Source organism: Nostoc sp. (genome assembly GCF_036919815.1).
Taxonomy (GTDB): Bacteria; Cyanobacteriota; Cyanobacteriia; order Cyanobacteriales; family Nostocaceae; genus Nostoc.
In genome coordinates this window covers 1-24,748 of the sequence record NZ_JBALCE010000006.1, presented here as the reverse complement: position 1 = coordinate 24,748, position 24,748 = coordinate 1, and the positions used below count along the sequence as shown (strand labels likewise).

At 42.0% G+C, this 24,748-nt stretch carries 22 protein-coding genes and 1 pseudogene; 13 read left to right on the top strand and 10 right to left on the bottom strand.

Annotated elements, in window-relative coordinates:
• The first annotated feature begins 52 nt into the window (after nucleotides 1–52).
• Complete coding sequence (locus tag V7K15_RS01610; RefSeq protein ID WP_334902428.1) at nucleotides 53–490, top strand: orange carotenoid protein N-terminal domain-containing protein; 438 nt, start codon at nucleotides 53–55, stop codon at nucleotides 488–490.
• Between the two features lie 362 nt (nucleotides 491–852).
• On the opposite strand, the gene V7K15_RS01605 is transcribed toward V7K15_RS01610, so the two are convergent.
• The 3 genes from V7K15_RS01605 to V7K15_RS01595 form a co-directional block, all read right to left on the bottom strand.
• On the bottom strand, nucleotides 853–3,075 hold the full coding sequence (locus V7K15_RS01605; protein WP_334902426.1) for an FdhF/YdeP family oxidoreductase: 2,223 nt from the start codon (nucleotides 3,073–3,075) through the stop codon (nucleotides 853–855).
• A gap of 780 nt (nucleotides 3,076–3,855) precedes the next feature.
• Entirely contained in the window at nucleotides 3,856–4,161 is a 306-nt protein-coding gene (locus tag V7K15_RS01600; RefSeq protein ID WP_334902424.1) for a hypothetical protein, read from the bottom strand.
• A 288-nt stretch (nucleotides 4,162–4,449) separates the two neighbouring features.
• Nucleotides 4,450–4,641, bottom strand: a complete 192-nt coding sequence (locus V7K15_RS01595) for a hypothetical protein (protein ID WP_334902422.1) — start codon at nucleotides 4,639–4,641, stop codon at nucleotides 4,450–4,452.
• A 535-nt stretch (nucleotides 4,642–5,176) separates the two neighbouring features.
• On the opposite strand from V7K15_RS01595, the gene aroA reads away from it, so the two are divergent.
• The 5 genes from aroA (at nucleotide 5,177) to V7K15_RS01570 (ending at nucleotide 11,074) form a co-directional block, all read left to right on the top strand.
• On the top strand, nucleotides 5,177–6,457 hold the full coding sequence (aroA, locus tag V7K15_RS01590) for a 3-phosphoshikimate 1-carboxyvinyltransferase (protein WP_334902420.1): 1,281 nt from the start codon (nucleotides 5,177–5,179) through the stop codon (nucleotides 6,455–6,457).
• A 657-nt stretch (nucleotides 6,458–7,114) separates the two neighbouring features.
• Entirely contained in the window at nucleotides 7,115–7,666 is a 552-nt protein-coding gene (locus V7K15_RS01585; protein WP_334902418.1) for a PEP-CTERM sorting domain-containing protein, read from the top strand.
• A gap of 223 nt (nucleotides 7,667–7,889) precedes the next feature.
• A complete protein-coding gene (locus tag V7K15_RS01580; protein WP_334902416.1) occupies nucleotides 7,890–9,479 on the top strand; it encodes an alkaline phosphatase D family protein in 1,590 nt (529 codons plus the stop codon).
• 533 nt (nucleotides 9,480–10,012) lie between these two features.
• Nucleotides 10,013–10,360 (top strand): hypothetical protein, encoded by a 348-nt coding sequence (locus V7K15_RS01575; protein WP_292802744.1) that lies wholly within the window; start codon nucleotides 10,013–10,015, stop codon nucleotides 10,358–10,360.
• Nucleotides 10,361–10,735: 375 nt separating this feature from the next.
• The gene (locus V7K15_RS01570; RefSeq protein ID WP_334902414.1) at nucleotides 10,736–11,074 is read left to right on the top strand and encodes a hypothetical protein; all 339 of its coding nucleotides are present in this window, start codon (nucleotides 10,736–10,738) and stop codon (nucleotides 11,072–11,074) included.
• Between the two features lie 373 nt (nucleotides 11,075–11,447).
• On the opposite strand, the gene chrA is transcribed toward V7K15_RS01570, so the two are convergent.
• On the bottom strand, nucleotides 11,448–12,659 hold the full coding sequence (gene chrA / locus V7K15_RS01565; RefSeq protein ID WP_334902413.1) for a chromate efflux transporter: 1,212 nt from the start codon (nucleotides 12,657–12,659) through the stop codon (nucleotides 11,448–11,450).
• A 270-nt stretch (nucleotides 12,660–12,929) separates the two neighbouring features.
• On the opposite strand from chrA, the gene V7K15_RS01560 reads away from it, so the two are divergent.
• Nucleotides 12,930–13,184, top strand: coding sequence for a DUF7219 family protein (locus V7K15_RS01560; RefSeq protein WP_334902411.1), 255 nt, complete (start codon nucleotides 12,930–12,932; stop codon nucleotides 13,182–13,184).
• Nucleotides 13,185–13,493: 309 nt separating this feature from the next.
• Here the strand turns inward: V7K15_RS01560 and V7K15_RS01555 are convergent, their stop codons facing one another.
• Complete coding sequence (locus tag V7K15_RS01555; RefSeq protein WP_334902409.1) at nucleotides 13,494–14,102, bottom strand: hypothetical protein; 609 nt, start codon at nucleotides 14,100–14,102, stop codon at nucleotides 13,494–13,496.
• Nucleotides 14,103–14,174: 72 nt separating this feature from the next.
• Nucleotides 14,175–15,107, bottom strand: coding sequence for a polysaccharide deacetylase family protein (locus tag V7K15_RS01550; RefSeq protein WP_334902408.1), 933 nt, complete (start codon nucleotides 15,105–15,107; stop codon nucleotides 14,175–14,177).
• 733 nt (nucleotides 15,108–15,840) lie between these two features.
• Between V7K15_RS01550 and V7K15_RS01545 the strand changes: the two genes are divergently transcribed.
• Entirely contained in the window at nucleotides 15,841–16,014 is a 174-nt protein-coding gene (locus tag V7K15_RS01545) for a hypothetical protein (protein WP_334902406.1), read from the top strand.
• A 162-nt stretch (nucleotides 16,015–16,176) separates the two neighbouring features.
• On the opposite strand, the gene V7K15_RS01540 is transcribed toward V7K15_RS01545, so the two are convergent.
• Both V7K15_RS01540 and V7K15_RS01535 read right to left on the bottom strand, forming a co-directional pair.
• A complete protein-coding gene (locus tag V7K15_RS01540) occupies nucleotides 16,177–16,467 on the bottom strand; it encodes a hypothetical protein (RefSeq protein WP_334902404.1) in 291 nt (96 codons plus the stop codon).
• A 170-nt stretch (nucleotides 16,468–16,637) separates the two neighbouring features.
• Nucleotides 16,638–17,477 carry a prephenate/arogenate dehydrogenase gene (locus V7K15_RS01535; RefSeq protein WP_334902402.1) on the bottom strand — a complete coding sequence of 280 codons (840 nt, stop codon included), beginning with the start codon at nucleotides 17,475–17,477 and terminating at the stop codon, nucleotides 16,638–16,640.
• Between the two features lie 67 nt (nucleotides 17,478–17,544).
• On the opposite strand from V7K15_RS01535, the gene V7K15_RS01530 reads away from it, so the two are divergent.
• The 3 genes from V7K15_RS01530 to V7K15_RS01520 all read left to right on the top strand — a co-directional run bounded on the left by V7K15_RS01530 (nucleotide 17,545) and on the right by V7K15_RS01520 (nucleotide 20,718).
• Complete coding sequence (locus V7K15_RS01530) at nucleotides 17,545–19,107, top strand: pentapeptide repeat-containing protein (protein ID WP_334902400.1); 1,563 nt, start codon at nucleotides 17,545–17,547, stop codon at nucleotides 19,105–19,107.
• A gap of 56 nt (nucleotides 19,108–19,163) precedes the next feature.
• Nucleotides 19,164–19,757, top strand: coding sequence for a DUF1517 domain-containing protein (locus V7K15_RS01525; protein WP_334902398.1), 594 nt, complete (start codon nucleotides 19,164–19,166; stop codon nucleotides 19,755–19,757).
• Between the two features lie 70 nt (nucleotides 19,758–19,827).
• Entirely contained in the window at nucleotides 19,828–20,718 is an 891-nt protein-coding gene (locus V7K15_RS01520; protein ID WP_334902396.1) for a hypothetical protein, read from the top strand.
• Nucleotides 20,719–20,927: 209 nt separating this feature from the next.
• On the opposite strand, the gene V7K15_RS01515 is transcribed toward V7K15_RS01520, so the two are convergent.
• Nucleotides 20,928–22,784, bottom strand: a complete 1,857-nt coding sequence (locus V7K15_RS01515) for a lipoxygenase family protein (RefSeq protein WP_334902394.1) — start codon at nucleotides 22,782–22,784, stop codon at nucleotides 20,928–20,930.
• A 438-nt stretch (nucleotides 22,785–23,222) separates the two neighbouring features.
• Here V7K15_RS01515 and V7K15_RS01510 point away from each other — a divergent pair.
• A pseudogene (locus tag V7K15_RS01510) lies at nucleotides 23,223–23,411 on the top strand (ATPase); the annotation flags it as partial.
• 43 nt (nucleotides 23,412–23,454) lie between these two features.
• On the opposite strand, the gene V7K15_RS01505 reads toward V7K15_RS01510, so the two are convergent.
• Complete coding sequence (locus V7K15_RS01505) at nucleotides 23,455–24,195, bottom strand: dienelactone hydrolase family protein (protein WP_334902392.1); 741 nt, start codon at nucleotides 24,193–24,195, stop codon at nucleotides 23,455–23,457.
• Between the two features lie 264 nt (nucleotides 24,196–24,459).
• Here V7K15_RS01505 and V7K15_RS01500 point away from each other — a divergent pair.
• Nucleotides 24,460–24,748: hypothetical protein (locus tag V7K15_RS01500; RefSeq protein WP_334902391.1), on the top strand; the 289-nt coding region annotated here is incomplete at its 3' end.

The following is a 24,748-nucleotide window of genomic DNA, read 5'->3' as shown; positions in this document are numbered from 1 at the left end:
TTTCTTAGTAAGTGACGAAATCAAAATAGCCTTAACTTAGTTGGAGTTTTTTATGACTTACACAGTTGATGAAAGTACAAAACCGGCTTTAGAAAGTTTTCAACGCTTTGATGTAGATACTCAGCTAGCCCTACTTTGGTTCGGTTACTTGGATCTTAAAGACCAGCTAAAACCGACACCTCCTGAAAGCGTAGAAGCTATAGCTAAAGCAGTGTTTGACAAATTATTGCAGTTGTCTAAAGAAGAGCAACTGCAAGCACAACGGGACATTATTAATGGTGGAAACCAAACCTATAATAGTCTAAGTCCCAATGCCAAATTAGAGGTTTGGCTACTACTGGCACAAGGAATGGACAATGGAACCGTAATTCAAGTGCCGTCCGACTATGAACTACCTGCTGGAACAGATGAATTTGTCGCATCGATTAAAAATCTAGAGTTTGAGCAACGGGTTAATTTTATGTTGAGTGCGGTGCAAGCGATGGTTTAGGTAAGTCCAAGAACTCTCAATAGCTTTCTAGAATTGGGGATAACTGAAAGTAGTCATTAGACATCTCCAGAAATTACAGCTATTTTCAGGTAAATATACCACGCGGTAGGGGCAATTCATGTAGCTTTAGCTGACCGCAGGGTATTGCCCCTACAACAGATGTGGTTCAAATACATGAAAACTGCAAATATGCGTTACCCAGAACCCTTGTAGAGACGTAGCAGTGCTACATCTCTACATTCTTTTTCAGAGATGTCTATTAATTTAAAACTACCGTAGAGATGATCATTTTTGCGGTAGCCTTCATGCAAGTTAATGGATATGCTGTTGGAAATGTGAAAGCTGGAAAAATGAGACTTGATTTAGATTTTTTCTAACCGCACGATCGCATTATAATCAGGTACACCTTCGAGCGATCGCTTACTTTTATCTAATAGCACATTACCTTCTGGCCAATGTACTTGCAAGTTTCCTGACTGAATTGGGGCAATATAGACTTGACAGAATAACTCGCCTAACTCATTCTTAAGAATGACGCGATCGCAATCTTTTAAACCCAACTGTGCGGCATCAGCAGCATTGATTAACACCGCCTCTCGCACTGCTCCAGTAATTGCATCCTTGCGTTCCTGCACCATACTATTAAATTGTTTGCCTCGGCGCGTTGCTAATAAGAAACAACCTTCTGGTAATTCTCTTTGTCGTGGCAATAATACGCCAAAGTGTGCCTTCCCATCCAGCGTAGGGAAATTCCAACCAAAGCATAAATGTGACCCACCATACTGAAACTGATCACCAGCTTGCTGTAAGTGTTGGATACCAGCATATTGGGGGACGACTTGAGCAATTTCTTGACGGATAGCAGCTGTGTCAGCAAAAGCCAGCTTATCTGCCAAATCTGGTTTTACTCGCCTTGCTAATTCTAGAAACACTTCCCACTCTGGGCGCGTTTCCCCAATGCGTGGCCCCGGAATTTCTGGACTGAAAATTACCCGGCGTTCAGTGTTAGTTTGTGTAACTCCCCCTGGTATTTCGTAGCGAGTCGTCGCAGGTAAAAGCACCACAATATCAGCAGGTTCCACTAACATTTGGCTGGAGAGAACAATATCCATGTGTACCCGCAACGGTATTTTTTTCAGCGCCACTTCCACATAATCTGGTTCTGGCAGCACTTCTAAAAAATTCCCGCCCACGGAAAACAACACATCTAACTGTCCCTGATGTGCGGCGTTAATCATTTCTGGAGCAATTAAACCTTTACTTGCTGGCACTTCAAAGCCCCAATGTTGACTCAATTGGGCAGCATTTTCTGAGTTGATAGGTTTGCCACCAGGAAATACTGTCGCGTAACATCCCATCTCTGCGCCACCTTGCACCCCAGAGTGACCGCGAATTGGCATTAAACCGCAGCCTTCCCGACCGACAAAACCCTTGGTGAGAGCTAAGTTGATGATACTTCGCACATTATCTTCACCGCATTCATGTTGGGTAATGCCCATACTCCAAACAAATACAGCTTTATTAGCTTCTTTGACCATTTTCGCAAAGGCGGACATTGCCTCGCGGGATGTACCAGAAAGCCGCTCTAATTCTTCCCAAGATTGGCTTTCTAACGATGCTTTGAGTTCGGCAAAGCCAACTGTGTGTAAATCTATAAATGACTGGTCTACCCAGTTGTTAGCAATTATATGTTTAATAGTGCCATTCAAAAATGCTATATCCCCGCCCATGTTGATTAAGAAAAAGTCTTCGGCAAACTTTGTACCGAAAACCGCACTTTCCACAATTGAGGGCACCCAGTAGCGCTCCATTCCTGGCTCACGGTAAGTGTTAATAACTACAATTTTTGTGCCAGCTTTCTTGGCATTATGCAGATATTTGACGGTAACAGGCTGATTATTAGCAACATTGGAGCCAATGAAGACTAATAAATCAGTGCCAATCCAATCTTTATAAGAACAGGTGGTAGCCCCTGCACCAATAGCAGCTTTCAGTCCCACCGTGCTGGGAGAATGGCAAATGCGGGCAGCGTTATCAATATTATTGCTTCCCATTGCCCGCACAGCTTTTTGGGTGGCATAATAAGTTTCGTTCACAGTACCGCGACTGGTAACATAGAAACTGAGGCGGTCTGGTGTGGTAGCTCGGATGCGATCGCTAATTACCTCTAAAGCTTCATCCCAGCTCACCCGACGAAAGCCTTTTTCCCCTCGTTGACGAATCATCGGATAAGGAAGCCGTCCCAAGTCGCGTAATTGGGCGCTTTTTTGCTTTTGTAACTGCGAGACATCTTCTAATAGCACAGAGTCAAAAGCTGGCATAGTATTCATCCGCAACAGCCGCAACCGCACATTGCAGAGATGGATGCCATCTAAAGTCCAATCTTTCATCCCGGTTGTTCCGAGAGCGCAACCATCACAGACACCTTTATCGAGAATATTCCACGCGTATGGTAGTTTGTCACGAGATAACCAGATTGCCCGAAAGACCTCCCAGTAATTGTTGGGGTACTGTTCGCCAATCCCGAAAGGCTTCCAACTTGCCCAGTGCTGGGGTGTCCAGTACTTTTTGGGTTTAGGTAACATGATGCAATGTGTGTGAGTTGCTGAATTATTCCAGGCTACCGTTTTAAGTAGCATTTGAGTAGCAACCAGTTAAAAATCTAGATATAAGAGATGTCTAGTGGGAAAATTAATTTCTTGTCATCTTCTTGCGTCTTAACGACAACAGGACTTACGCAAACAATAGCCGAAGTAGGGGCAATACCCTGCGGTCAGCTAAAGCTACATGAATTGCCCCTACCGTGTGTAGCTTTGCGTAAGTCCTAGACAACTTGAACGTTTATAACCACAGCTGCACCATTCATAATAACAGCTTCAGCTGTCGTCACCACAACTTAAGCGTCACTTATCACACTTAGAATGTTATTAACCACAGCTTCACCATTCATAAGAACAGCTTCAGCTGTCGTCACCACAACTTAAGCGTTAATTATCACACTTAGAACGTTATTAACCACAGCTTAAGCTGTCGTCACCACAGCTTTAATTTTTTGAGTTAGTGGGACTTAGACAAAAAACACCCAGAAAAAAGCCTCAAATCTATATTTAGACAGACTTTGACATCGTTTTGCTTATTTTATTGATATATGTGGGTTTGAGTATTTAGTGTATTTCCCTTACCCTGCATGGGTTTGAGGCTTGTTTCTCCTCAAAAATGTTTAAGTCCTATTAGGGACTTCCAACAAATAAATTATCCAATTTTGTGGGGTGGCCCGAAAAGCCCACCCTGAATATGGGACGGGTGCGGACACCCATCCCACAAGAAAATTTGGGATGTTTTTTTATTGGGAAGTTTCTTGTCTGTTAGCTAACAAAATCTTTGTGGGCAGTGACAAGCATCTGAGCCTGCCTTAAAACGTTTCCGAATAAATAAATAGGAATCTGCCAAGCTGCAACAGTAACTTCTTTGACTAGATCCTGTACACTAATTGCAATTAATTCATGCTCTGGCGGCTCTCCCTCAAGTGTACCAGACCAAGTAAAAGCTAATAAAAAATCATCGTCTCCAGGTAAGGATGCAATCAAGCATTCTTCTGGTGTTGGCTGGCAAATAATTCCATAATCATTTGCAAGTTCTATTAGTCTTTGAAAGTTGTTTAAGTTGGTCATTTGTCCTTTGGATGTAATTTAATCTCACTTTGAGAAGAAATCATATTTTGACCTCCAAAACTCAAGTTAGTTGCTCTATAGCATAAATTACGAATTATTAATTATTCGTTCAGTCCTAGGAGTTATTGGAGTTGCATTAGGCTTAAGTCCAAAATCTTACCGCGATCGCTTGGTTCGATCAGCAACAATTGCTACTTTTTAAAAAAAAAGCTGAACTAGCTACTTTTTCGCTTCACCATATTTACATACACCTGCCTTTGTTACAATTCCAATATTGATGCTTTAATCTCACCCAGGCTGAGAGAGTGCATTCAGAATTGCGTAGACAGCTAGCGGCTTGTCGTCAGGCATCGCTTTTGGGAGAACATCTGTAAATCGAAGCAGAAAAAGATACTCATCAATATATGATTGTGTGATCACCTGGGCATAGATATGTTCTTCTTCTATTACCAGTTTTAGTTCAATTAAGTAGGTCAGCACGATAAAAGCCATGTATGTTTAGTTTTGTAAAACTATAGAATCAATAATTTATAAGCTGTTTGCTGATTTTACATTTCGTCACATGGGCTGATTTTTTAACGCCGACTTACTTAATCTGTTTAATATTGATAATGCCTGGGTTCTAGATTAGTCAGGTGAATAAATAAAGTATTTCCTAAAGCAGCGTCAGCTTTTGCACTCAACTAAGAATTATTGGGCATGAGTCAATAATTCGTAATTCGTAATTCGTAATGACGCTCTCTACCAGACGCTGCGCGTAGCTTGCTTCTTTGCAGGAGTCAGCTGACTCGCTACCCCTACACTCAGGTAATTCGTAATTAAGTTTTGTGGCTCTTGTCTTTATCCCCGTTACAAAACTTGCTGCGACTCGACTGAGCGTAGCCGAACGTTTTGTTAGAAGCTCAAGCAACTTAAACCCCCAGAATTTGTTAATAGTTTTTCTTCCCCTGCCCCTTTTGGTCACAATATGGCAATATATAATAGTTGTAGCTGACCGCCTATGTAGAGGTTTAACGTGGATACCATTGCAATTCCTGCTCTAAATCGGCCAGTGGATGCCACGGTAGAAATTCCCGGTTCTAAAAGTCTTACTAATCGGGCGTTGCTTGTCGCTGCTTTGGCGCAAGGTGACTCCATTTTAGAAAATGCCTTATTTAGTGAAGACAGCGAGTATTTTGCCAAATGTTTAGAGCAATTAGGCATTGCCATTACTTTGAATCCTCATCTAGCTGAGATTCAAGTGGCGGGAAGGGGAGGCGATATCCCGGCTAAACAGGCAGATTTATTTGTGGGTTTGGCAGGCACAGCAGCCCGGTTTATCTCGGCACTAGTGGCACTGGGTAACGGCGAATATCGGTTAGATGGCGTTCCCCGGATGCGAGAACGACCGATGGGCGACTTGTTAACGGTGCTGCAAACGGGTGGAACAACCGTTAACTTTGAGGGAAACTCCGGGTTTATGCCCTACACCCTCTATAGCCAGGGATTTGCTGGCGGAAATTTTCGGTTGAAGGCGAACCAAACAAGTCAGCAACTTTCGGCATTGCTGATGATTGCGCCTTATGCTCAACAAGATACGAGCATTGAGGTTGAGGGGACATTAGTTTCTCAATCTTACGTCAAAATGACCTGTCGTCTGATGGCAGATTTTGGCGTGCAGGTGATTCAAATCGGCGATAATCAATTTCAGATTAAAGCGGGTCAACGTTACCAAGCTCGACATTATATAGTAGAACCTGATGCGTCAAATGCTTCTTACTTTTTTGCTGCCGCCGCCGTCACGGGTGGACGGGTGCGCGTCAAACATTTGACCAAACAATCTTGTCAGGGTGATATTCTCTGGCTGAATGTTTTAGAACAGATGGGTTGCCAAATTAATCACTCCGATGATTACACCGAAGTAATTGGGCCTAAGCAATTGCAAGGCATCGACATTGATATGAATGATATATCAGATTTGGTGCAAACATTAGCAGCGATCGCGCCCTTTGCCAGTTCACCGATTACTATTCGTAATGTGGAACATATTCGATATAAAGAAACCGACCGGATTCGAGCTGTTGTTACAGAATTGCGTCGACTGGGAGTTCAGATTGAAGAATTTGCCGATAGTTTGAAAATTGAGCCTAGCCCGATTACCCCGGCAGCAATTGAAACCTATCACGATCATCGAATGGCGATGGCTTTTGCTGTCACTGGTTTAAAGGTTCCAGGGATTGTGATTAAAGATCCTGGTTGTACAGCAAAGACGTTCCCGGATTATTTTACGCGATTCTTCCAAATGTTAGAACAATAACAGATTGACCAGTAAATAGACCACGCGTTAGGGGCAATTCATGTAGCTTTAGCTGACCGCAGGGTATTGCCCCTACTTGTCTAGTTAAAGGTAGGCAAACTTTTGCCACACTGTACTAGTTATTTATAAATTATCAGAAATATCTTAGTTATCTACTAAGTCTTGCATTGGCAAACTTACAGTAGTTTTCATGTATTTGAACCACATCTGTCGTAGGGGCACAGCAATGCTGTGCCCCTACCGTGTGGTCTATTTACCTGAAAATAGCTGTAAATTAGATTTGATTTTTACCTCTAATTAAAGTTTGCTTAAACTCATGATTCTAAAATCATGGTGTCTCCAATTCATTGGAGACTTATTTCTTTTTCTGAAAAAGGTGAAAATCATTGATTTTTATCACTGTTCTAATCAGTGATGAATACCCACTTGGGAAATAAGTAAGTTAGAAAGTATAGCGGTTATCGAATGGAAGCAATACACTTTGACCTCACTTCCATTCCTCTCTCCTAAAAGGAGAGAGGCTTTGAATCTTACTCCCCTTCCCTACAAGGGAAGGGGCTGGGGGTTAGGTCTGTATTGCAGTCAACTTAGAAACTAACTATTTCTATACTTTGTAGTGTGGATTACTTAGAAAAGTTTATCGTGAGGAAAAGTGAGATGAAATTCGTTTCCAAATTAGTGCTTGCTGCTGCTACTTTTACTTTAGGTTTTGCTACTGTAGATGCAAAATCGGTATCTGCTGCAATTATTAATTACGCTTTCACAGTTGATAGTCCGGTAACTAAGGGAAATGGCTTTTTTAGCTTTGATGACTCAACTTTCAGTCATGAAGAGAATCCCGTAGCCACCATTAAGTCACTCTCTTTAAAATTTGACGGTGGCTCTACCGTTTACACTGAAAAAGATGATACTAAATATCCAGAATTTCCCCTGGTATTTCCAACCACATTCTTAACAGGACAAACGTCTTTGGGATTAGACTATCTGTTCAACGATAAATCTAATCCTTCGAGTTCTATAAGTTACGAAATCATTGGTGATGATTTTACAATTTTCTCTAGAACTTCTCCAAATGCTAAACCCATATCCGGTAAAGTTTCGTATACACAAGTACCTGAACCTACACCTTTAGTTGGGACTCTCTTGGCTTGTAGCCTTGGCTGGATGATGAAAAGAAAAGTAGCATCAATGAAAAGGGCTGAAATCTAACCTTGGTTAAGTTGATATTAACGCTTTCTTTGCCAAGGATTAATCTCTTACTAATATGCTTTTATATGGCAAAGCAACATCTAACACATTGATACCAGGATAAAAAATTGGGAATTAAAACCTGATTTTGGTAAAAGAGTTAGTTACGAAGTTTACCTAAGACCTGCCGTCTACGTGTTGGCTGTTGCTGTGCTTTAACTTACGTGTTAGTTAGGAGTAAAAAATGGTAGATTACCGGAATTTTGAGCAGTTCCTGCATAGTCGAATCAAACGACGCAACTTAATTGTCGGGGCAGGAGCATTGTCTGGTTTGGCGATCGCTAACCAATTTTCTCCTCAAAGAGCGCTCGCTAAAAGCAGATTTTCCAATTATCCTTTCACTTTGGGTGTAGCGTCGGGTGATCCCGATCCTACCAGCGTCGTGATTTGGACTCGTCTAGCTCCTGAACCCTTAGACGGAGGTGGAATGCCACCTGCGAATGTGCCAATTCGCTGGGAAGTAGCAACCGATCCCGATATGAGGCGTATTGTCTCCAAAGGTACTGTACTTGCAACTCCCCAACTAGCTCACTCAGTTCGAGTTGTGGTAGAGGGACTGCAATCTGATACGTGGTACTGGTATCGCTTTATAGTCGGCCAAGACGCAAGCCCCATTGGTCGCACTCGTACAGCTCTTTTAGCAGGTGGCTACTTAAATAAATTAAACTTTGCCCTTGTTTCCTGTCAGCACTATGAGCAAGGATACTTTACTGCCTACAAATATCTCGCCCAGGACGACCTCAGCTTGGTAGTCCATGTTGGAGACTACATCTATGAAGGAGGAATTTCAAGCGATCGCCCCAGAAAGCATAATAGTGCAGAAATTGTTACCTTAGAAGACTATCGCAACCGTCACGCCCTCTATAAAACCGATACCAATCTGCAAGCAGCTCATGCAGCCTTTCCCTGGATTGTCACCTGGGATGACCACGAAGTAGAAAACAACTACGCCAACGACATATCAGAAATTGATACTGAACCAGATCAGAATCGGGCAATCTTCCTAAAACGACGGGCTGCTGCCTATCAAGCTTACTACGAACATATGCCACTGCGTCCCTTCTCGCGTCCGGTTGGCCCCGATATGCAACTTTTCCGTCGGCTCTCCTTTGGTAACTTAGCGACCTTCCATGTCCTAGATACCCGCCAATATCGCACCGATCAGCCCTGTGGTGATGGTACCAAAAAACGTTGCCCAGAAAATTTAGATCCGAAGGCAACGATTACTGGCAAGCGTCAAGAAGACTGGCTATACAATGGTTTAGCTCGCTCACAGGCTAAGTGGAACGTTTTAGCTCAACAAGTTGTAGTTGCTCAGATAGACAGACAACCAGGGGAAGGCGGAGTCTACAGCATGGATAAGTGGGATGGTTATGTGGCTTCCCGCGATCGCCTCATGGGTTTCTTAGAACAGCGCAAACCATCTAATCCAGTAGTTTTATCAGGCGATATCCATTCCAACTGGGCAATGAATTTAAAGGCTGACTTTAATAACCCACAATCTGCTACGGTTGGGAGTGAATTCGTTTGTACTTCAATAACCTCCGGTGGAGATGGAGCAGATACCATCCCCGGAGTTGAAGCTTACTTACCCGACAACCCACACATTAAGTTCTTCAACAGTCAACGGGGGTATGTTCGCTGTGCGCTGACTCCCACAACCTGGAAGACAGACTACCTAGTTTTATCAAACGTCACAACTCCATCTGGCACGATTAGTGAGCGGGCTTCATTTGTGGTTGAAGATGGTCGTCCAGGAATACAACAAGTCTAATCGTTTAATTCCCAGGTATTGAAACCAGATAATCACAGATAGAAACAGGTAAATCATCAGTGTTTATCTGTGTTTTCATTTTCAGAAAATTGACTTTTGCGAAAAGTTTAATCTGTGCTGAACAAAATTTTGTTGGGGAGCATCAGCTATTTAAATTAGGCTTTAGCAATTAAAAACTACACCTATTGATAGAAGACTCCTTTAACGTTTTATGGATAAGCGATCGCACTTACAGCCGCCATATCTTTCTAAGGCTTTGCAAAGAGTCTTCTTGTCGCTGCTTGATAACTTCTGGAGTCCATTCAGATTGCTGTAAAACTTAGGTTGTCAGAACAAAAGGCACGATACTTATATTGCTAAAAACCTTGAATAGTCTTGTTATGAGTAATTCAACGGAGATATCAGATTGAAAATTTCTTTCGCTATTCCCGATCACCTGTCACTTGTTTTCAAGCTAAATATCAGATTTTTCCGGTTGAGCCAAAATATAACTGAATAATTACTTTACATTGAATTATGTATAGCTAAAACTCATGGAAATACCCCAACGCGTATCAGTCCGCTACAAAGACGCGTCCTTCAATAGTAATGAAATTCGCTTGAGAACTCTTCGGCTTGGGTTGCAAATATGGGATGAACAAACTAAACCAAGAAAAACAGAGCTTTATCAGTTTATATCGTCTTGCTTGAAACAAGTTGACCGCCAAGATCGTTTTATGTTTTCTCTGTTGTTCATAGAATTAACAGACCTCATACGCAATTCTTCGCTGGAAAGGGGAACAAAAGAGGTTCTGATTAAAACAGCTTTTAGGGAGTTTGCTTGTGCGATAACAGACTTTGAAGACGATAAGGTTGGTTACGGGGGTGCTGGTATTAAGTAGGCGTAGCTCAGTTCAGGCATCGTTCTGAAGTCAGCTAATCGAGTCGGATATCTATATTAGACATCTCCAGAAATTAAATATGCGTTATCCAGAACCCTTGTAGAGACGTAGCAGTGCTACGTCTCTACATTCTATTTTCTTTTCCTATGTCTATTAAGTAGCTTTCCAATCAGATTAGTTTTTTTGGCTGAATGCGCGGATGTCCATATCAGGTAAGGTTTCGACCATTATCCGATTTAAAAAATCAAATATAAATCCTAGTATTAGTGACAAAAGTAACTATTTAAACATGACTTTTATCACAGGCGGGTACTTGATTATTCTGATTAGATTGAGAATATACAAACCAAGTAATGCAAGGCAGATAGAGGATATATGAACAGCTTTAAATCTATTCTTCTTGGAGGCTTATTAGCAGCTGCTTCAATTGCTGCTCTTTCTCAAAATGCTAATGCTGCTGAATTTCAATCTGAGCATGATCATTTTAATCAAAATAGTGTAGCTTTTAATAACGGTAGAGTCCAACAGGAACGTCAATTCCGTGAACAACGCGCTTATGAATTGCGTGAACGTCAATTCCGTGAACAACGCGCTGGTGAATTGCGTGAACGTCAAGTGCGTGAACAACGCGCTGGTGAATTGCGTGAACGTCAATTCCGTGAACAACATGCTCGTGAATTACGTGAACGTCAAGATCGTCGCTTTCATCGCTAAGATAAATGTGAATTCGACGGCTCATATAGTGTCCGCCTAATTAGCTAAATCAAAAAACCTTTAAGAGGTTTTAGTACGCAAAGCCGTGACTCTCCCACTTGCAGAAGGACAAACTTAAACTTTAGTTCAAGGCAGGGAGTGGTTCGTCGAACTCACATTAAGAAAAGAAATTCTCGCTCATATTACCTTAGGAGAGTATTGCTACTCTCCTTTTTTTCTGGGCAGAAATCTGCTCAAATGGAAATTAAGGCTAGAAAAACTTGTTATATCATGTTGGATAAATACTTGTGATTGCTTCGTTTTACTTCGTTGCGATCGCATTGGTTTCAGCATCCTCAAGCCACTGCGATCGCAACGGCTTGAGGATGCAATTTTATCGAGTGTAGCCCAAGACTGAAGCACCCCATCCAATTAAAGCGCTACCAAAGACTAGCCATGCACTATTAATGCCCAAACGAATAGCTAAAATTGCTGAGACAATGGCGATCGCAAAGCCGAGAAAATCTACAAATGGGGCTTGTGGTAATGTTAAAGTCGCTGCCCCCAGTTGCAGAGTAGTAACAACCATTAGTGCTACAGCACTAACATTCACAGCATCCAAAAAAGCTCTAGTCCAAGAAGAAGCCCGTAAACGTGGGATTAGGGGATTCAAGGCAGCAACAAAAACAAAAGAAGGTAGAAAAATTCCGATTGTGGCAACAATTGCCCCAGGTATGCCGGCAATGATATAACCAATAAAGGTAGCAGTGGATAGTACTGGACCAGGCGTAAATTGACCAATTGCGATCGCATCTAATAACTGTTGTTGTGTCAACCAGCCGTATTCTTCAACTAATCCTCCTTGGAGAAAAGCCACCAAAAGGTAGCCACCACCAAACAAGACACTACCGACTTTCAGAAAAAACCAGCCCAACTGCCATAAAGAAACGTTGGTTGCTGTAGATGCAGATGCAGCAACAGCCACTGATGCCTTGAAAGTCGCACCTGTGCTGAGACTAGCAATTAGAAAGTTGGCTTTATCTCCTGGTTTGTCGTTTTTCTCACCAGAATGTAACCAAAGCATACCCAGCAATCCCCCAATTAATAGGGCAATTACTTCATTTAATTTGAATAATAATGTCAGTAATGCCACAGCTAAAGCAATCACTAGTAATTGGCGAGTTTTCACAGCCTTTTTTGCCAAGCCCCACAGGGCATTGATGATGATTGCTAAAACAGCCGGTTTAATGCCATAAAGTAAAGGAGCTACTTGGGGTAGAGTCCCGTAAGTAACATAAACCCAAGCAAACCCGCCAGTAATTAGAATCGCAGGTAAGATAAAACAGACACCTGACACAATCAGCCCTAGCCATCCTGCATAGATGTATCCTATATGAATAGCCATTTCTGTGGAATTTGGCCCAGGAATTAGGTTAGTTGCGCCCAGCAAATCTAGAAAATGCTCCCTTGTCAACCACTGACGCCGCTTAACCACTTCATCTTCAATCATGGCGATATGAGCAACCGGACCTCCAAAGCCGATGACGCCTAGTTTAAAAAACAGGTTAGCGAGTTCGCCTAAACGACTTGGTGCTGAGTTAGTCACGTCGCTTTGCTCCGAATTAAAAATTTAAAATTAATAATCCCCATAGATATAGTACAGGCGGAAGTTTGCCTAGCTTTAACAAGTGGCTTAGAGTAACTTATCTGGATAATTGAGATGGTGGCTGGATTTGTGCCTTCTTACACTAGCCATAAAATATATTTTTAACTAAAATGTTTACTTATTCTGGAATTTGAATTTTTTGCTGTGTATTTACACAGAGATAAAAATCAAGCCTAGAACTCTTCATAAAAAATTACAGATAGCAAACTCATGACACAGCCTAACTCACAAGACAAAAACAGCTTTATTTACCCTCGTAGTCGATATTATGGGAAATTCCAGCCAGAGAACTTAGTGTTTAATGCCAACCTCCAAGAATTTGCCCAAAAAATTACTTACATCACTTGTCTAGAAACAGGCGGAAAGCTATCTTCAGATGAAGCTTACCAGCAAATTAGGGCGCTTTGGAAACAGTTGAAACATAGTAAAAAGGAACTGGCTATTGGTGTAAATAAAGAAATTTAAACTTTTAAGGTGATGTGTGACTTATTTAAGAGTATGACCACTGATCTAAAGTGCATTTGATTAAGTCTAATTCAATAAGTAAAATGCCATTTGACTTACCCAAAATGGCATTTTACTTTCTCATTTCGGTGTTTTCTACAAGCAAAATACCATTTGACTTACTCCAAATGGCATTTTACTTTCTTATTTCGGTGTTTTCTACAAGCAAAATGGCATTTGACTTACTCATTTTGGTGTTTTCCGCAAGCAAAATGCTATTTGACTTACTCCAAATGGCATTTTGCTTTCTCATTTCGGTGTTTTCCACAGTTAATTCCCTTCTAGCAAAGTCCAGAAGTAGCTATCTGGCGCAACAAAGGAGAAACTCCTCTCGCCAAATTCATTACTAATAATGTCTGTAACTTTTTGTGCAATACTTGCTTTGATGCGATCGCAATACTCCTGTATTCTCTTAACCCAATAGGTATATAAAGACATCCCCAAGCTACCTGGTTGGGCTGCTTCAAAGCGCGATTCTAAATTAATATCTTCTAGGAATCGAACGATGTAAAGCCTGCCACTACGTGCAGCCATCAGGTCAGACTTAGAAGAACGCGGATCATCAAAGGTAGTCACAATAAACTTTTCACCAGGGTTAAGGTCAAAAATATCTCGACCTGCTAGCGAAGATTCATAGCTAGTTTCGACATCATCACGCACACGCAGCAAACCATGATCTGCATTTTGGTGGTAAAGCCGGATTGAACGTAAAGATGAATTCACCCCATATAATTGATTGGCTATATCTGCGGTTAATTCACCCATTTCACCAATACGATAGCCAAATTGCTCCCAATACTGAATTGCCGAAATTGCCTCTGGGATGCCAATACAGACTTCATAGATCCCTTCAATTGCGGTTTGTTGTTCGTGAGTCATATATGAGTGCTCAGGGCTAGGTCACTAATTCACCTAATGCTGCCAAAATTAAAGGTAGCTGCCCGTAGCGTATCACTGATGATTAAGCTGATTGTTTGGATGTTCATCCTTTGTAACCGTAGGTGATACTGCCGTCACCACACTTTTTTCTTGGGCTTGTATTTCCAGTAATTGGGGAATCGTCACAAATCGATAGCCTTGGGCTTTCAGACCTGCGATCATTTCTGGTAAAGCTTTGACAGATTTGGAACGGTTGCCGCCCCCATCGTGCAACAGTACAATTGCACCGGGTTTTGCCTGTTTCAGTACATTTTTGACCAGCATTGGTACTTGAGGCGAACGACGTTCAGCGTCTCCTGACTCTTCTGACCACATCATGACGGCGTACTTCTGGTTTTTGGCATATTGAGATAATCCATTATTCAAAAAGCCACCAGGGGGACGAAACAGAGTTGTTTTCTGTCCTGTCGTCTTGTAGATGATGTCTGCTGTGCGATCAATTTCACTAGCCGCAGTCGCTCCATCCATTTGAAAATACCAATGATGCCATGTGTGATTACCAATTACGTGACCATCAGCAGCCACTTGCTTGGCAATCTGGGGAAAATACTTCACCATTTCTCCAACCATGAAGAATGTCGCCTTGATATCATTTTTCTTCAAAATTTCTAAAATCTGTGCCGTATTTTTGGGGCCAGGTCCATCATCAAAGGTCAAGGCGATGACTTTCTCATTTGCTTTTAGTTTCCCTTGATAAACGATTGTTCCCTGAAAAGGCTTTGGCACTTCATTCATCTGGTTCATTGCTGGGGAAACAACGTGTGCAGATGCACTCATTGCCCTACCTAAACTCGTTTTAGTGCGATCGCCTTTTAACTTTTGAATTCCCAACAAATGGTCAAGTCTAGTTGTGCCTACAAGCAGACTAATACTCAAACTACTAGCAGTAGTAAGCAATATAATCATTGCTACTTTCAAACTGAGAGTTAATTTATGACTGGACACCTTAAATCTCCTTAAATATTAGTCATTTGTCATTTGTCATTTGTCATTAGTTATTTCCGCTTTTTCATCGCCCTCTTATTTAATTCGTACTCGGTTGTAAATTAATATCTCTGCTGCTAAAAGAAAAAAGAACAAAATACCTTGAAACATCCTAGCTAAAGCTAAAAGAAGTCCCAATTTAATCTGTACTAATTCGCCGCCTACATACAAAAGTCCCATCAAAAGACTAGATAAAATAATATTTAGTGGATTTAAGTGGCAAATAAAAGCAGCAATAATGGCAGTATAACAATAACCCGCAAAAATGCTAGGGCGTAGTTGACCAATAGGGCTTTGGACTTCGCACACACCGGCTAAAAAAAGCTAATCCAACGTTAATTAATAGAGTTAGTCAAATTAAGCGTAGGCATAGCTCGTGGTAGACATCGCTCTTTATCCCAGCATACACCGCAGCCTTGGGACTGGCATCAACTGCACGCTGAAACCAAAAAATGTTTGCCGCAGCGACTTCTAGTCGCTGCTACACGAGACTTTACCTGCCTCCGCAGGTTAAAAACTCTTGATTTTTTCTTAGTCCACGGAGGAAGACGAGAGTTTGTGTAGTAACGAATTCTATTCGCCCAATCTTTTCAAACATCCTCTAATATATCAATGCATACAAGTGCAGTACTTATGGACAAAGTGGGAAAAGATGGGTTTGTACATCTTCTTTTTATCCAAATACTCCTTTGAAATGAACCCAATTGAATTAGAGTGGCAACACCTCAAAAAAGGTGAAGTGGCAGGACAAATGTTTGACGACGAGTTAGAATTTGCCTACACAGTTATTGATGGTCTTCAAGCTGGAGGGGAAAGAGGAAACTTCAATACACAACGTATTAAATTTAACTCTAATTCCAAATCTTAAAATTTTGTTACATACCTATAAATTTTCTCACCGACTTACTTAAAAGCATTCAACATAAAAATAACCCAATGCTGATGTGGGGTACGCTCGCTGCCTTCGATGCCAGAATTTTCAGTACTCATCTGCTTATAGCCTCCCACATCACACGTAACACTTATAATGTTAGTCTTCAGACTCTTCAGAGATAGGTTCCGATTCGGTTTCAGGTTCTTCTGTTGTGACTTTGGCTGGAGGTTTAGCGGGTTTTGGGCCACGCGCTAGGGCAGGATTCCCCGGTTGCCTCTTTTCATCCCCATAAGATGCTTTTTTCTCTGTGCCAGAGGAAGGATTACGAGTCGGTTTTGAGCTTTTGGGTTTGGATTCAATAGGAGGTATAGAATCCGACTTTTCGGAATTGTTGTCAGTACTTGCTTGTGACTGACGTTCCGATTTTTTGATTGGGCGTTCTACCATTGTTGATTTTTGCAAATTTATCTGTATAGTACATCGGTTTGGTGACTATTAAACTGTTGAGTAGCATTTTTTAAAGATTTTGTCAGAAAATAATTTCGGAGTCACAATTGAGAATTCCGAATTTAAATCTGAAAATGGGTGCGTTCTCGATCGCTGAACGCACCCGACAACTATTCAACAAAATCAGGTCGTGCCTGTTGGGTTAATTTCAACTTTGACTCTAAAACTGCCCAATTCTCTTGCTCAATTAAGTTAGTCAACTCATCGAGATTGTGGCGATACTGTTGGAGCGATCGCAGCAATGCTTGACGATTATACCGCGCCATCATCACGCCTAACTCTGGATTTCCACCACCCACACGACTGGTATCCCGAAAACCTGAACTAGCTAACTTTTGGGCTAATTCCAAAACATCTGTTTCCGTTTCACTCAAACAAGCCGCAATCAACGAGGAACTGACCATTACAGGTAAATGGGAAATCCAACTAACAGCGCGGTCATGTTGCTCTGGTTGACAATGGTAGATATTTGCTCCCAGCGATCGCACAATTTCTTCCACAATGGTAATTGCAGTAGTTGGTGTTGTAGTTAACGGTGTTAATACATAAGGTTTATTGACAAATAAATCCCTCTGTGCAGCTTCTATCCCACTGTCTGTTCTTCCCGCCATTGGATGACCGCCGATAAAATTATTCCAAAGAGGAGAAATCGCCTTGACTATCGGTGCTTTCGCCGAACCGACATCAGTGACGACAGTAGCGAGAGACAAATGAGGGATCAACTGTTCAAATTGAGGCACAATGAGGGCGAGAGGTGTACAAATAAATACAACCTCTGCGGTTGCCAACAGGCTCAGATCAACTGATGCTTGATCAACACTACCGAGGGCAACTGCCTTTTCACAGGTAGATTCACGGCGACTAACTCCTAAGATATGATGTCCTTGCGATCGCAAATCAAAACCCAAAGAGCCGCCGATCAGTCCCAGTCCTAAAATCCCAATATTCATTTTTGATTTTGATCTGTTTTTTCTGACTTTACCAGCTATTAAAGTTGGCATCCAAGGGGTAGCATCAATGACTGTAGAGGAATTACTGGAACAATATGCAGCAGGAGTCTTAAACTTTAGTGGTGTTGACCTTGCAGAAGCTAACTTGAGTGGGGTTAAACTCAGTGGCGTAAATCTTAGCGATGCTAATTTGAGTATAGTTAACCTGAGTGGCGCGAATCTGAGTGAAGCTAACTTGAGCAATGCCAAGCTGAATGTAGCCCGACTCAGTGGCGCGAATCTATCTAACGCCATCTTGAATAACGCCAGTTTCAATGTTGCTAATTTGATTCGAGCCGATCTTAGTCGCGCTCAACTTAAAGGAGCTTCATTTATCCGCGCCGAGTTAATTCGCGCTGACCTCAGTCGCGCCGACCTGTCGGAGGCTGACCTCACGAGTGCCGATCTGCGAGAGGCGACACTCCGCCAAGCGAATCTCCGTCAGGCTAACTTGAGTGGGGCACTCTTGAGAGGCGCTTCCTTGACGGGAGCTAACTTGGAGATGGCTAATTTAAACTCCAGTGACCTGAGTCGTTCTGACTTGAGCGGTGCAAATTTGCGAGATACTGAACTCAGGCAAGCCAATTTCAGCCATGCTAACTTGAGCGGGGCAGATTTAGGCGGGGCGAATCTCCGGTGGGGAGATTTGAGGGGGGCGAATCTCCGGTGGGCAGATTTGAGCGGCGCAAAATTGAGCGGGGCTAATTTAATTGGCGCAGATTTAAGCAATGCCAATTTAACGAATACCAGTTTAATCCACGCCGATTTAACTCAGGCAAAATTAATTAGGACGGAATGGATCGGTGCTGATTTAACAGGAGCAACTTTAACTGGGGCAAAACTTTATGCCACCTCCAGGTTTGGTTTAAAAACCGAAGGTATGACTTGTGAATGGCTTGATCTTAGCCCCGCAGGCGATCGCTCCATTATCCAAAAGTTCGATTCCGAAGACTCACGAGATTTTTTTAACGAAACACCGCCAACAATTCGGATTATTGTTGATGCAGCCCTAGAACACGAAGCCAATTTTGCGATCGCTGGTGCTTACTACCAAATTGCTCAAGAATACCGGGGGCTGAAACAACCCCCAAGCATCGACAGTGGGCGTCGTCGCACTGTTTTTACCTTTTATCTAGATAGCGACGAAGCCTTATTTTCCACTGCTTACATTGTGATTCTTCCCTTTCTAGATGCGGCATCTACCCAAAAGAATATTTCCAGTCTGGTAGAAATGATTAACAGTGAAGTTGTTGCAAAGCAAGATTTTAAATCGCCGGATATGGTGAAACAATTAAATATTCTTGTAGAGCAAGCCATAAGTCAGGCTACAACAATTAAACAGATCAAAAGAAATATCGCAGTCGCCGCAAAATTAAATTTTTGCCAAGCCCCAACCCAAATAATTTTAACGAATTCCAGCGCCCACAATTTGATTGTCCATGACCATCCCAACTTTGGGAAAAGATTTATTAATCGCTCTGCTCTCAATACTTCAGCTTATGATGATATATCCCATTCCACAAAATATATATTGCCTTCCTTAGATATGGTTATAGATTTTTTCAAAGGATTTCACTATATTAGTCATTAGTAATTCGGCATAGGGCAAATGACAAATGACAAATAACAAATTTCTGGAGGATAAAAATGCGCGATACCTTTAATAAAATGATCGGTCGAAATCGCTATGTAGTCTTTCGCCTATTTCTGCACTTAGGGGGAGGTGAGGTAGCCCCAATTATGGGAGTATTGAATAGTGCTGGACGGGATGCGATCGATGCCGATGGCGATTTAGAAGTTTTGGGAGAAGGATTGGTAGAAATTAGTCAAACCCTGTTGCAATACGATGAATATTGGCTTTCTGCTGCCAACGAAGGCGATGTATTTTGGGATGAAGGAGAGGCGGGAGATTACGTGAATGAATTATTTACTGATTCTGCCCAAAGATATCTTAGTGAACCAGATTACAGTTCTGACTCTGGATTGAATCAACCTTTATCTATACCTGTAACCCGCAACGTCATTGTGATAATTACAGTAGCTTATGAAGGAGAAATACCACAGTTAGAAACTGATCTTTCTAACGTTCAGTCCCTGAAGGAAGCTTTTAAAGCTTTAATCAATTTGCACTACAAACATAACCTCAAGGCAATTCAAGTACATTTCTCCCCAGCACAGTTAGGCGATGAACTCACTAGCGATCAACTGTTGCAATATTATCCAGAATTGATTCCTTTGTAATCTGTTGGGTAGTCCGTACTTACTATTCACATCCAGAAATTGTTAAGCTCAGAGATAGGACAATAATCCAATGATCATGACCATAGTACGTAAATTTACAGCCGTTTTTTTAGCTCTGAGTTTGTGTCTGACAACTGTCGCTTGTGGAGGCGAAAACCAAACTAATTCTGGTTCTTCCGCTAAGAACGTTAGCCAAAGCTCTGCTAACACCAAGCTGAGTGACGGTGAATATCAAATACAACAAGCTACTTATGACGATGCGACTGGGGAATACAGCCTGTTTTTACTTAACAATAATCCCCCAACCTTTGCAACCGAAAATTTGCAAATGGCACGGTTAACTGATGATCAAATCAAGCAAGGTAAGAAAAGCTATCTAAAAGTAGAAAAAGGACAACCGATTTTATATGTGACGGAAGACTTTAAAATTGAATACGTCCACAACGTTACCGAGAATAAAACCAATCCTCAAACAGGACAACAAGAGACGGTTGTAGTCCGTCGAGAAAATAATTTCTGGGCACCGTTTGCTGGGTCTGTAGCTGGTAGCTTGGCTGGTCAGGCAATTGGTAGTATGTTGTTTAGACCCCAATATTATGTACCCCCTGTCTATCAATCAGGTCAAGGATTAAGTGGCTTCGGTGGATATGGTGGAAGCTATGGCCAAGCAGTTCAAAACTACCAAACTCGCTATAATGCGCCACCCGCAGCCGTGACAAATCGCACTGCGTTCCGCAATACAGGCACAATTAGAAGGTCATATCCGGGAAATTCAACTATACGCAATACACCGCGTAGCACTACAGGTAATAACCGTCCTTCCGGTTCTGGTTTTGGTGGTAGTAGCTTGCGACCCTCTGGCAGAGCCACCTCACCCAGACGCAATTCTGGTAGTAGTTTTGGTAGTGGGCGTAGTTCAGCACCCAGCCGTTCAGGTGGTTTTGGCAGCAGACGCCGTTAGAAAATTCCAAATTCAATTAAATAGGCTGCCTAAGAAGTGAAGGTAGTGTGTTGCATAAAGAAGTGCGAGGGTCACAAGTTAACCCTCCGGCTTCTGTTTATATCTCACTACGCTGGGGTTAAGGCTTGATTCTCGTACTACCAACAAGGGGAGAGGGCTATGAAGCTTATTTTGTCTGTATTCTAGACCATTTATATTGTCTCGCAAGCTTATGCACTTGTACTGTTAGCCATACGGGAGGGTAGAAAGCCTGGGTAACATTCCTTTCCGCATTTATTGCGTTCTTCTAAACCTTGGAGACGGCTTTGCAAGCCTCTCAGAACACCAATAGCTCGCATATCTTGAAAACTATTCACGCCGAAATCTGTAAATGCCTTGGGATCTTGCTTGGTGCCAATCACTGCCATGAGGTTGACCTGAGCAAAGGTTGGCTGAACACTAGGTAGGAAATTAGTTAGGCTATTCTCGTCTCGGATGATGCCTTTACTCGTCGGAATAGGCTGGTAGATTGCTCCGGGCATATTAGGAATAAAAGCCATGTATTGGTATTGAATCCAGGCAATAGCTGAATGTTGTGGACCAGCAGTAAAAATGATTTGTGTCAGTATATCAATCAACTGGTCACGGTTGGTCAGATGGCGCGGCAGGGAAACCACACCAAAACCTTTCTCACTAATGGGCCTTTGTAAAGCTTGTATCCAATTTTGCAGTTCAAAATCCTCACGGATATCTCGGTTGGATTTGTAGTAAATTCCTACATACTGGCTAACATATTCTTCTAAGGCTTTCCAGACTAGCAACCCGTCATCACGATAGGGAAAATCTCGCAGTACAGAACGGTTATCGACACCACGCTGGCGTAAATTAGTAGGAAGAGCAAATTTACTGAAGTTGTTAAAAACTTCAGTAACACCTTGATTTGTAAGATTGAGTGAACTTTCAAGAGTGCCTCCGAAAATGATATCTACGTATCCTCCAGGATTGATCAGTACCTGATCCGCAAAGGCATTGATTGCCATTGTGAACTCAAAATGGGGTTTTAGTAGCACATTCACGGGATGGCAAGCCGCTAGTTCACGAACAGTAGCTAGTGCAATTGGTTCTAAAGCAAGATGGGTCTGCCCCAAGTGACGTACTAACTCATGGACATAAAAATCAGCCATCTGAGTGATCAGTTTAGCCAAAGTCCAGTCAACTCCATCCATTGGTGTACAAAGCAGACTTATTCCGGGAACTTGTCCTAGTTGGATGGCAATAGGGATTAAGCGCGAATGCCTGCGCTCGCTATCAGCATAATAGAGTGTGATTGGGGCAGTCAGAAAATGATTCTGTTTCGGAGTAACGGTATCACTATCGAGTAACGCATAATCGGTGACAAACAGATTGCCATTTTGAGTGGCACTTTTGAGAGTTTCCCTAATCTGCCCTCTTTTATGTACATATCTCAGTACAGTTTGAAAAATCTCATCTGTTATTCCGAGTTTTTGAGTGAGGCTGTAATTGAGTGCCAAGACATTGGTTAGTTCCATTGGGTTGGGGCCAGAAAGTCGCTGTTGCGCGAATGTAGCATCGCTTCGGAAGGTCTTGGCGACATCTGGTAAAGGCAAAACAGGAAAAACCGCAGCGTAGTCTTCTAGCCTGAGAAAGATTTGAGGATTCTGGAAAAACGCCTGTTGATTCGCTCTCGCTTTCTCTGTCAAAATAACCTGATTATTGTTATACCCCTTAGAAAAAACCTCCTGGGCAGGTAAAGTTGCTACGCGGACAGAAGTCGGTAGCCGCAATGCGATCTGATATTCTTGACGTGTTTGTTCTAGCTGCTGTTGACGCTTTTGCTGGGTTGTGAGTGGATCATCTTGCGGTAAAGTTGGGATGTGCGGATTGGCAGGAGGACTTGACTTTGAAGGGTGAGTCTCGCCTTTGACTAAGTTTTCCAAGCCAGGGGTACAGGCTAGACCTAATAGACCTAGCATAGTACGGCGCGATAGAACGTATTGGTTTATTAATTGTTGGTGTCGTTGCTGTCGATTCGGTAAGCGCATCACATTATCCTCCCCAAAAACCATACTTTTCACCAAGAAAAATCATACTGTGTCTGTGGTTATTTGTGTAAAAGATGATACTTCTCTTTAAATTATTAAAAAAGCAAAAAACTCTGAAACCTACTAAAACTGATCTCAGGGATATCCAAAAAATAAAATGATGAAAATACCGTGTAGTATATTGGTTGAAAAAATTGACTGCTTTATCATAGGACTTACGCAAAATTGTCTCAAAAACCTGATTTCTCGTAGCGGTAATTCATGTAGCTTTAGCTTCCCGCAGGGTATTACCTCTACTTCAGAACTTTTTTGCGTAAGTCCTGTTTATATCTCAATAGGCTGGGGTTAAGGCTTGATTCTCCCTAACCTAACGTAAGTTCGACGGAAGTAAAAAACGCCAGGAGGCAGTGAGGATTTGGGTAAATGTCAATCGAGGGTTTTTTGGGCAAATAGGTGTAAGCAGCCATTTTTAATGCTGACTCAGTTTTAGAAGTAGTCACAACAGGAAGTGTATGGCGGTGTAAATCCAAGATACATGAAAGATTTGCAGCGTCTCTTGTTAAGAAGTTTCCTAATGTAAATGTGATTTTTCCGAGGTATGAGCCTGTTTACGGTGCTGGATTGTTGGCGTTGCAGACAATTCAAAATTGACGGACTACTAACTGTTAACCGAAGAACGCAATAATACGAGTTTTCAGTCTGCAAATATGCGCCCCAAGAAAGTTACTATTTCAGACCAAGCAGAGGTGGTAGCACTAGAATCATAACGATAACCGTCGTCACGCATGAAAGTATGTTCTGCTTCATATAAGAAAACTTTGTGAGGTATGTTAGCATTCTCAATTGCTCTAATTATGGTTTGGCGATCGCTATCTGGGATATGAGGATCAAGTGTACCGAACACCATTAGCATCTCGCCTTTGATTTCACTTACCCGCTCGATTGTATCGGCTACCTCTTTACCCAGTTTGCCACTGGGAATACCAGTCGGGTAACAGCAGACACAAGCCCTAATTTCGCTTTGAAATGCGGCGCGGAATGCTAAATGTCCACCAATACAAAAGCCGAGAGTACCTATTTGATTTGGAGAAACCGTACTCTCTGTTTTCAGAAATTCAATCACAGCAAGGCAATCGGCATCATAATCAGCTACGGAGGTTCGACGAGCATCGTCATTACCCCGCATCCGTCCCAGATCGTCTGGCTCAATTACTAAACCAACTGGCTCAATTCGGTGAAAAATTTCTGGGGCTGCTACTACATAGCCGTATCCTGCCAAGTAGTTAGCTAGACGAATCATTGCATCACCTAACTGATAAATATCACTGTAGAAGACTATACCAGGGTATTTTCCTGCTGCTTTGGGAGCCGCTACATAAACACGCATTAAGCTGCCATCTACTCTTAACTCAACATTGCGCTTAGTGATTTGCACTTTTTTGTCTCCGTGTTACGCTTGCTGTCAGGCATTCATCCGCATCTATAAAATACTCAAAGTTTTTCCAGCATCAGGATATCCTCAACCCACAATTTAGCGTTTTTCTGGTCTGCGATCGCAGCGATCGTCTTAATACACCCGTTACCTTAGCGACCGACGGTAGGCTATATAGCTGCTTTAGCACCAGTTGTAAATTTGGCAGCAGCATCAGGTGATATAGTGGCGAGTTAAGAGAAAACATTATCTTTTAAATGCAAAATAATGGATAGTAGCCAAAAGTCAAATAAATTCTTTGATTTCAATTCTTTTGAACTGATGAAAAACTACCAAAAAAAATATTTTAATAGCTGTAATAATATTTACAACTCTCAAGAACACAAAGATTTTAGGGAAAAAGTAGAACAACCATTTAATGATTTTTGTAATTTAATACATCAGCAAATACCAAATCAAATTGCTTTTAATAAGTTTCATGGAGTAACAAAAGTAAAAGAAGAACTGTTAACTTATTATAATACACCTAGCTTATATAGGTATTTGCTGATGTATT

Bases quoted from the DNA above. Each gene is read 5' to 3' on its own strand.
- V7K15_RS01605 (WP_334902426.1), bottom strand. From the start codon at position 3,075: ATGTTACCTAAACCCAAAAAGTACTGGACACCCCAGCACTGGGCAAGT.
- V7K15_RS01600 (WP_334902424.1), bottom strand. From the start codon at position 4,161: ATGACCAACTTAAACAACTTTCAAAGACTAATAGAACTTGCAAATGAT.
- V7K15_RS01555 (WP_334902409.1), bottom strand. From the start codon at position 14,102: ATGACTCACGAACAACAAACCGCAATTGAAGGGATCTATGAAGTCTGT.
- V7K15_RS01525 (WP_334902398.1), top strand. From the start codon at position 19,164: ATGCGCGATACCTTTAATAAAATGATCGGTCGAAATCGCTATGTAGTC.
- V7K15_RS01580 (WP_334902416.1), top strand. From the start codon at position 7,890: ATGGTAGATTACCGGAATTTTGAGCAGTTCCTGCATAGTCGAATCAAA.
- V7K15_RS01545 (WP_334902406.1), top strand. From the start codon at position 15,841: ATGAACCCAATTGAATTAGAGTGGCAACACCTCAAAAAAGGTGAAGTG.
- V7K15_RS01575 (WP_292802744.1), top strand. From the start codon at position 10,013: ATGGAAATACCCCAACGCGTATCAGTCCGCTACAAAGACGCGTCCTTC.
- V7K15_RS01610 (WP_334902428.1), top strand. From the start codon at position 53: ATGACTTACACAGTTGATGAAAGTACAAAACCGGCTTTAGAAAGTTTT.
- V7K15_RS01560 (WP_334902411.1), top strand. From the start codon at position 12,930: ATGACACAGCCTAACTCACAAGACAAAAACAGCTTTATTTACCCTCGT.
- V7K15_RS01540 (WP_334902404.1), bottom strand. From the start codon at position 16,467: ATGGTAGAACGCCCAATCAAAAAATCGGAACGTCAGTCACAAGCAAGT.
- V7K15_RS01570 (WP_334902414.1), top strand. From the start codon at position 10,736: ATGAACAGCTTTAAATCTATTCTTCTTGGAGGCTTATTAGCAGCTGCT.
- V7K15_RS01515 (WP_334902394.1), bottom strand. From the start codon at position 22,784: ATGGTTTTTGGGGAGGATAATGTGATGCGCTTACCGAATCGACAGCAA.
- V7K15_RS01535 (WP_334902402.1), bottom strand. From the start codon at position 17,477: ATGAATATTGGGATTTTAGGACTGGGACTGATCGGCGGCTCTTTGGGT.
- V7K15_RS01585 (WP_334902418.1), top strand. From the start codon at position 7,115: ATGAAATTCGTTTCCAAATTAGTGCTTGCTGCTGCTACTTTTACTTTA.
- V7K15_RS01530 (WP_334902400.1), top strand. From the start codon at position 17,545: ATGACTGTAGAGGAATTACTGGAACAATATGCAGCAGGAGTCTTAAAC.
- V7K15_RS01520 (WP_334902396.1), top strand. From the start codon at position 19,828: ATGATCATGACCATAGTACGTAAATTTACAGCCGTTTTTTTAGCTCTG.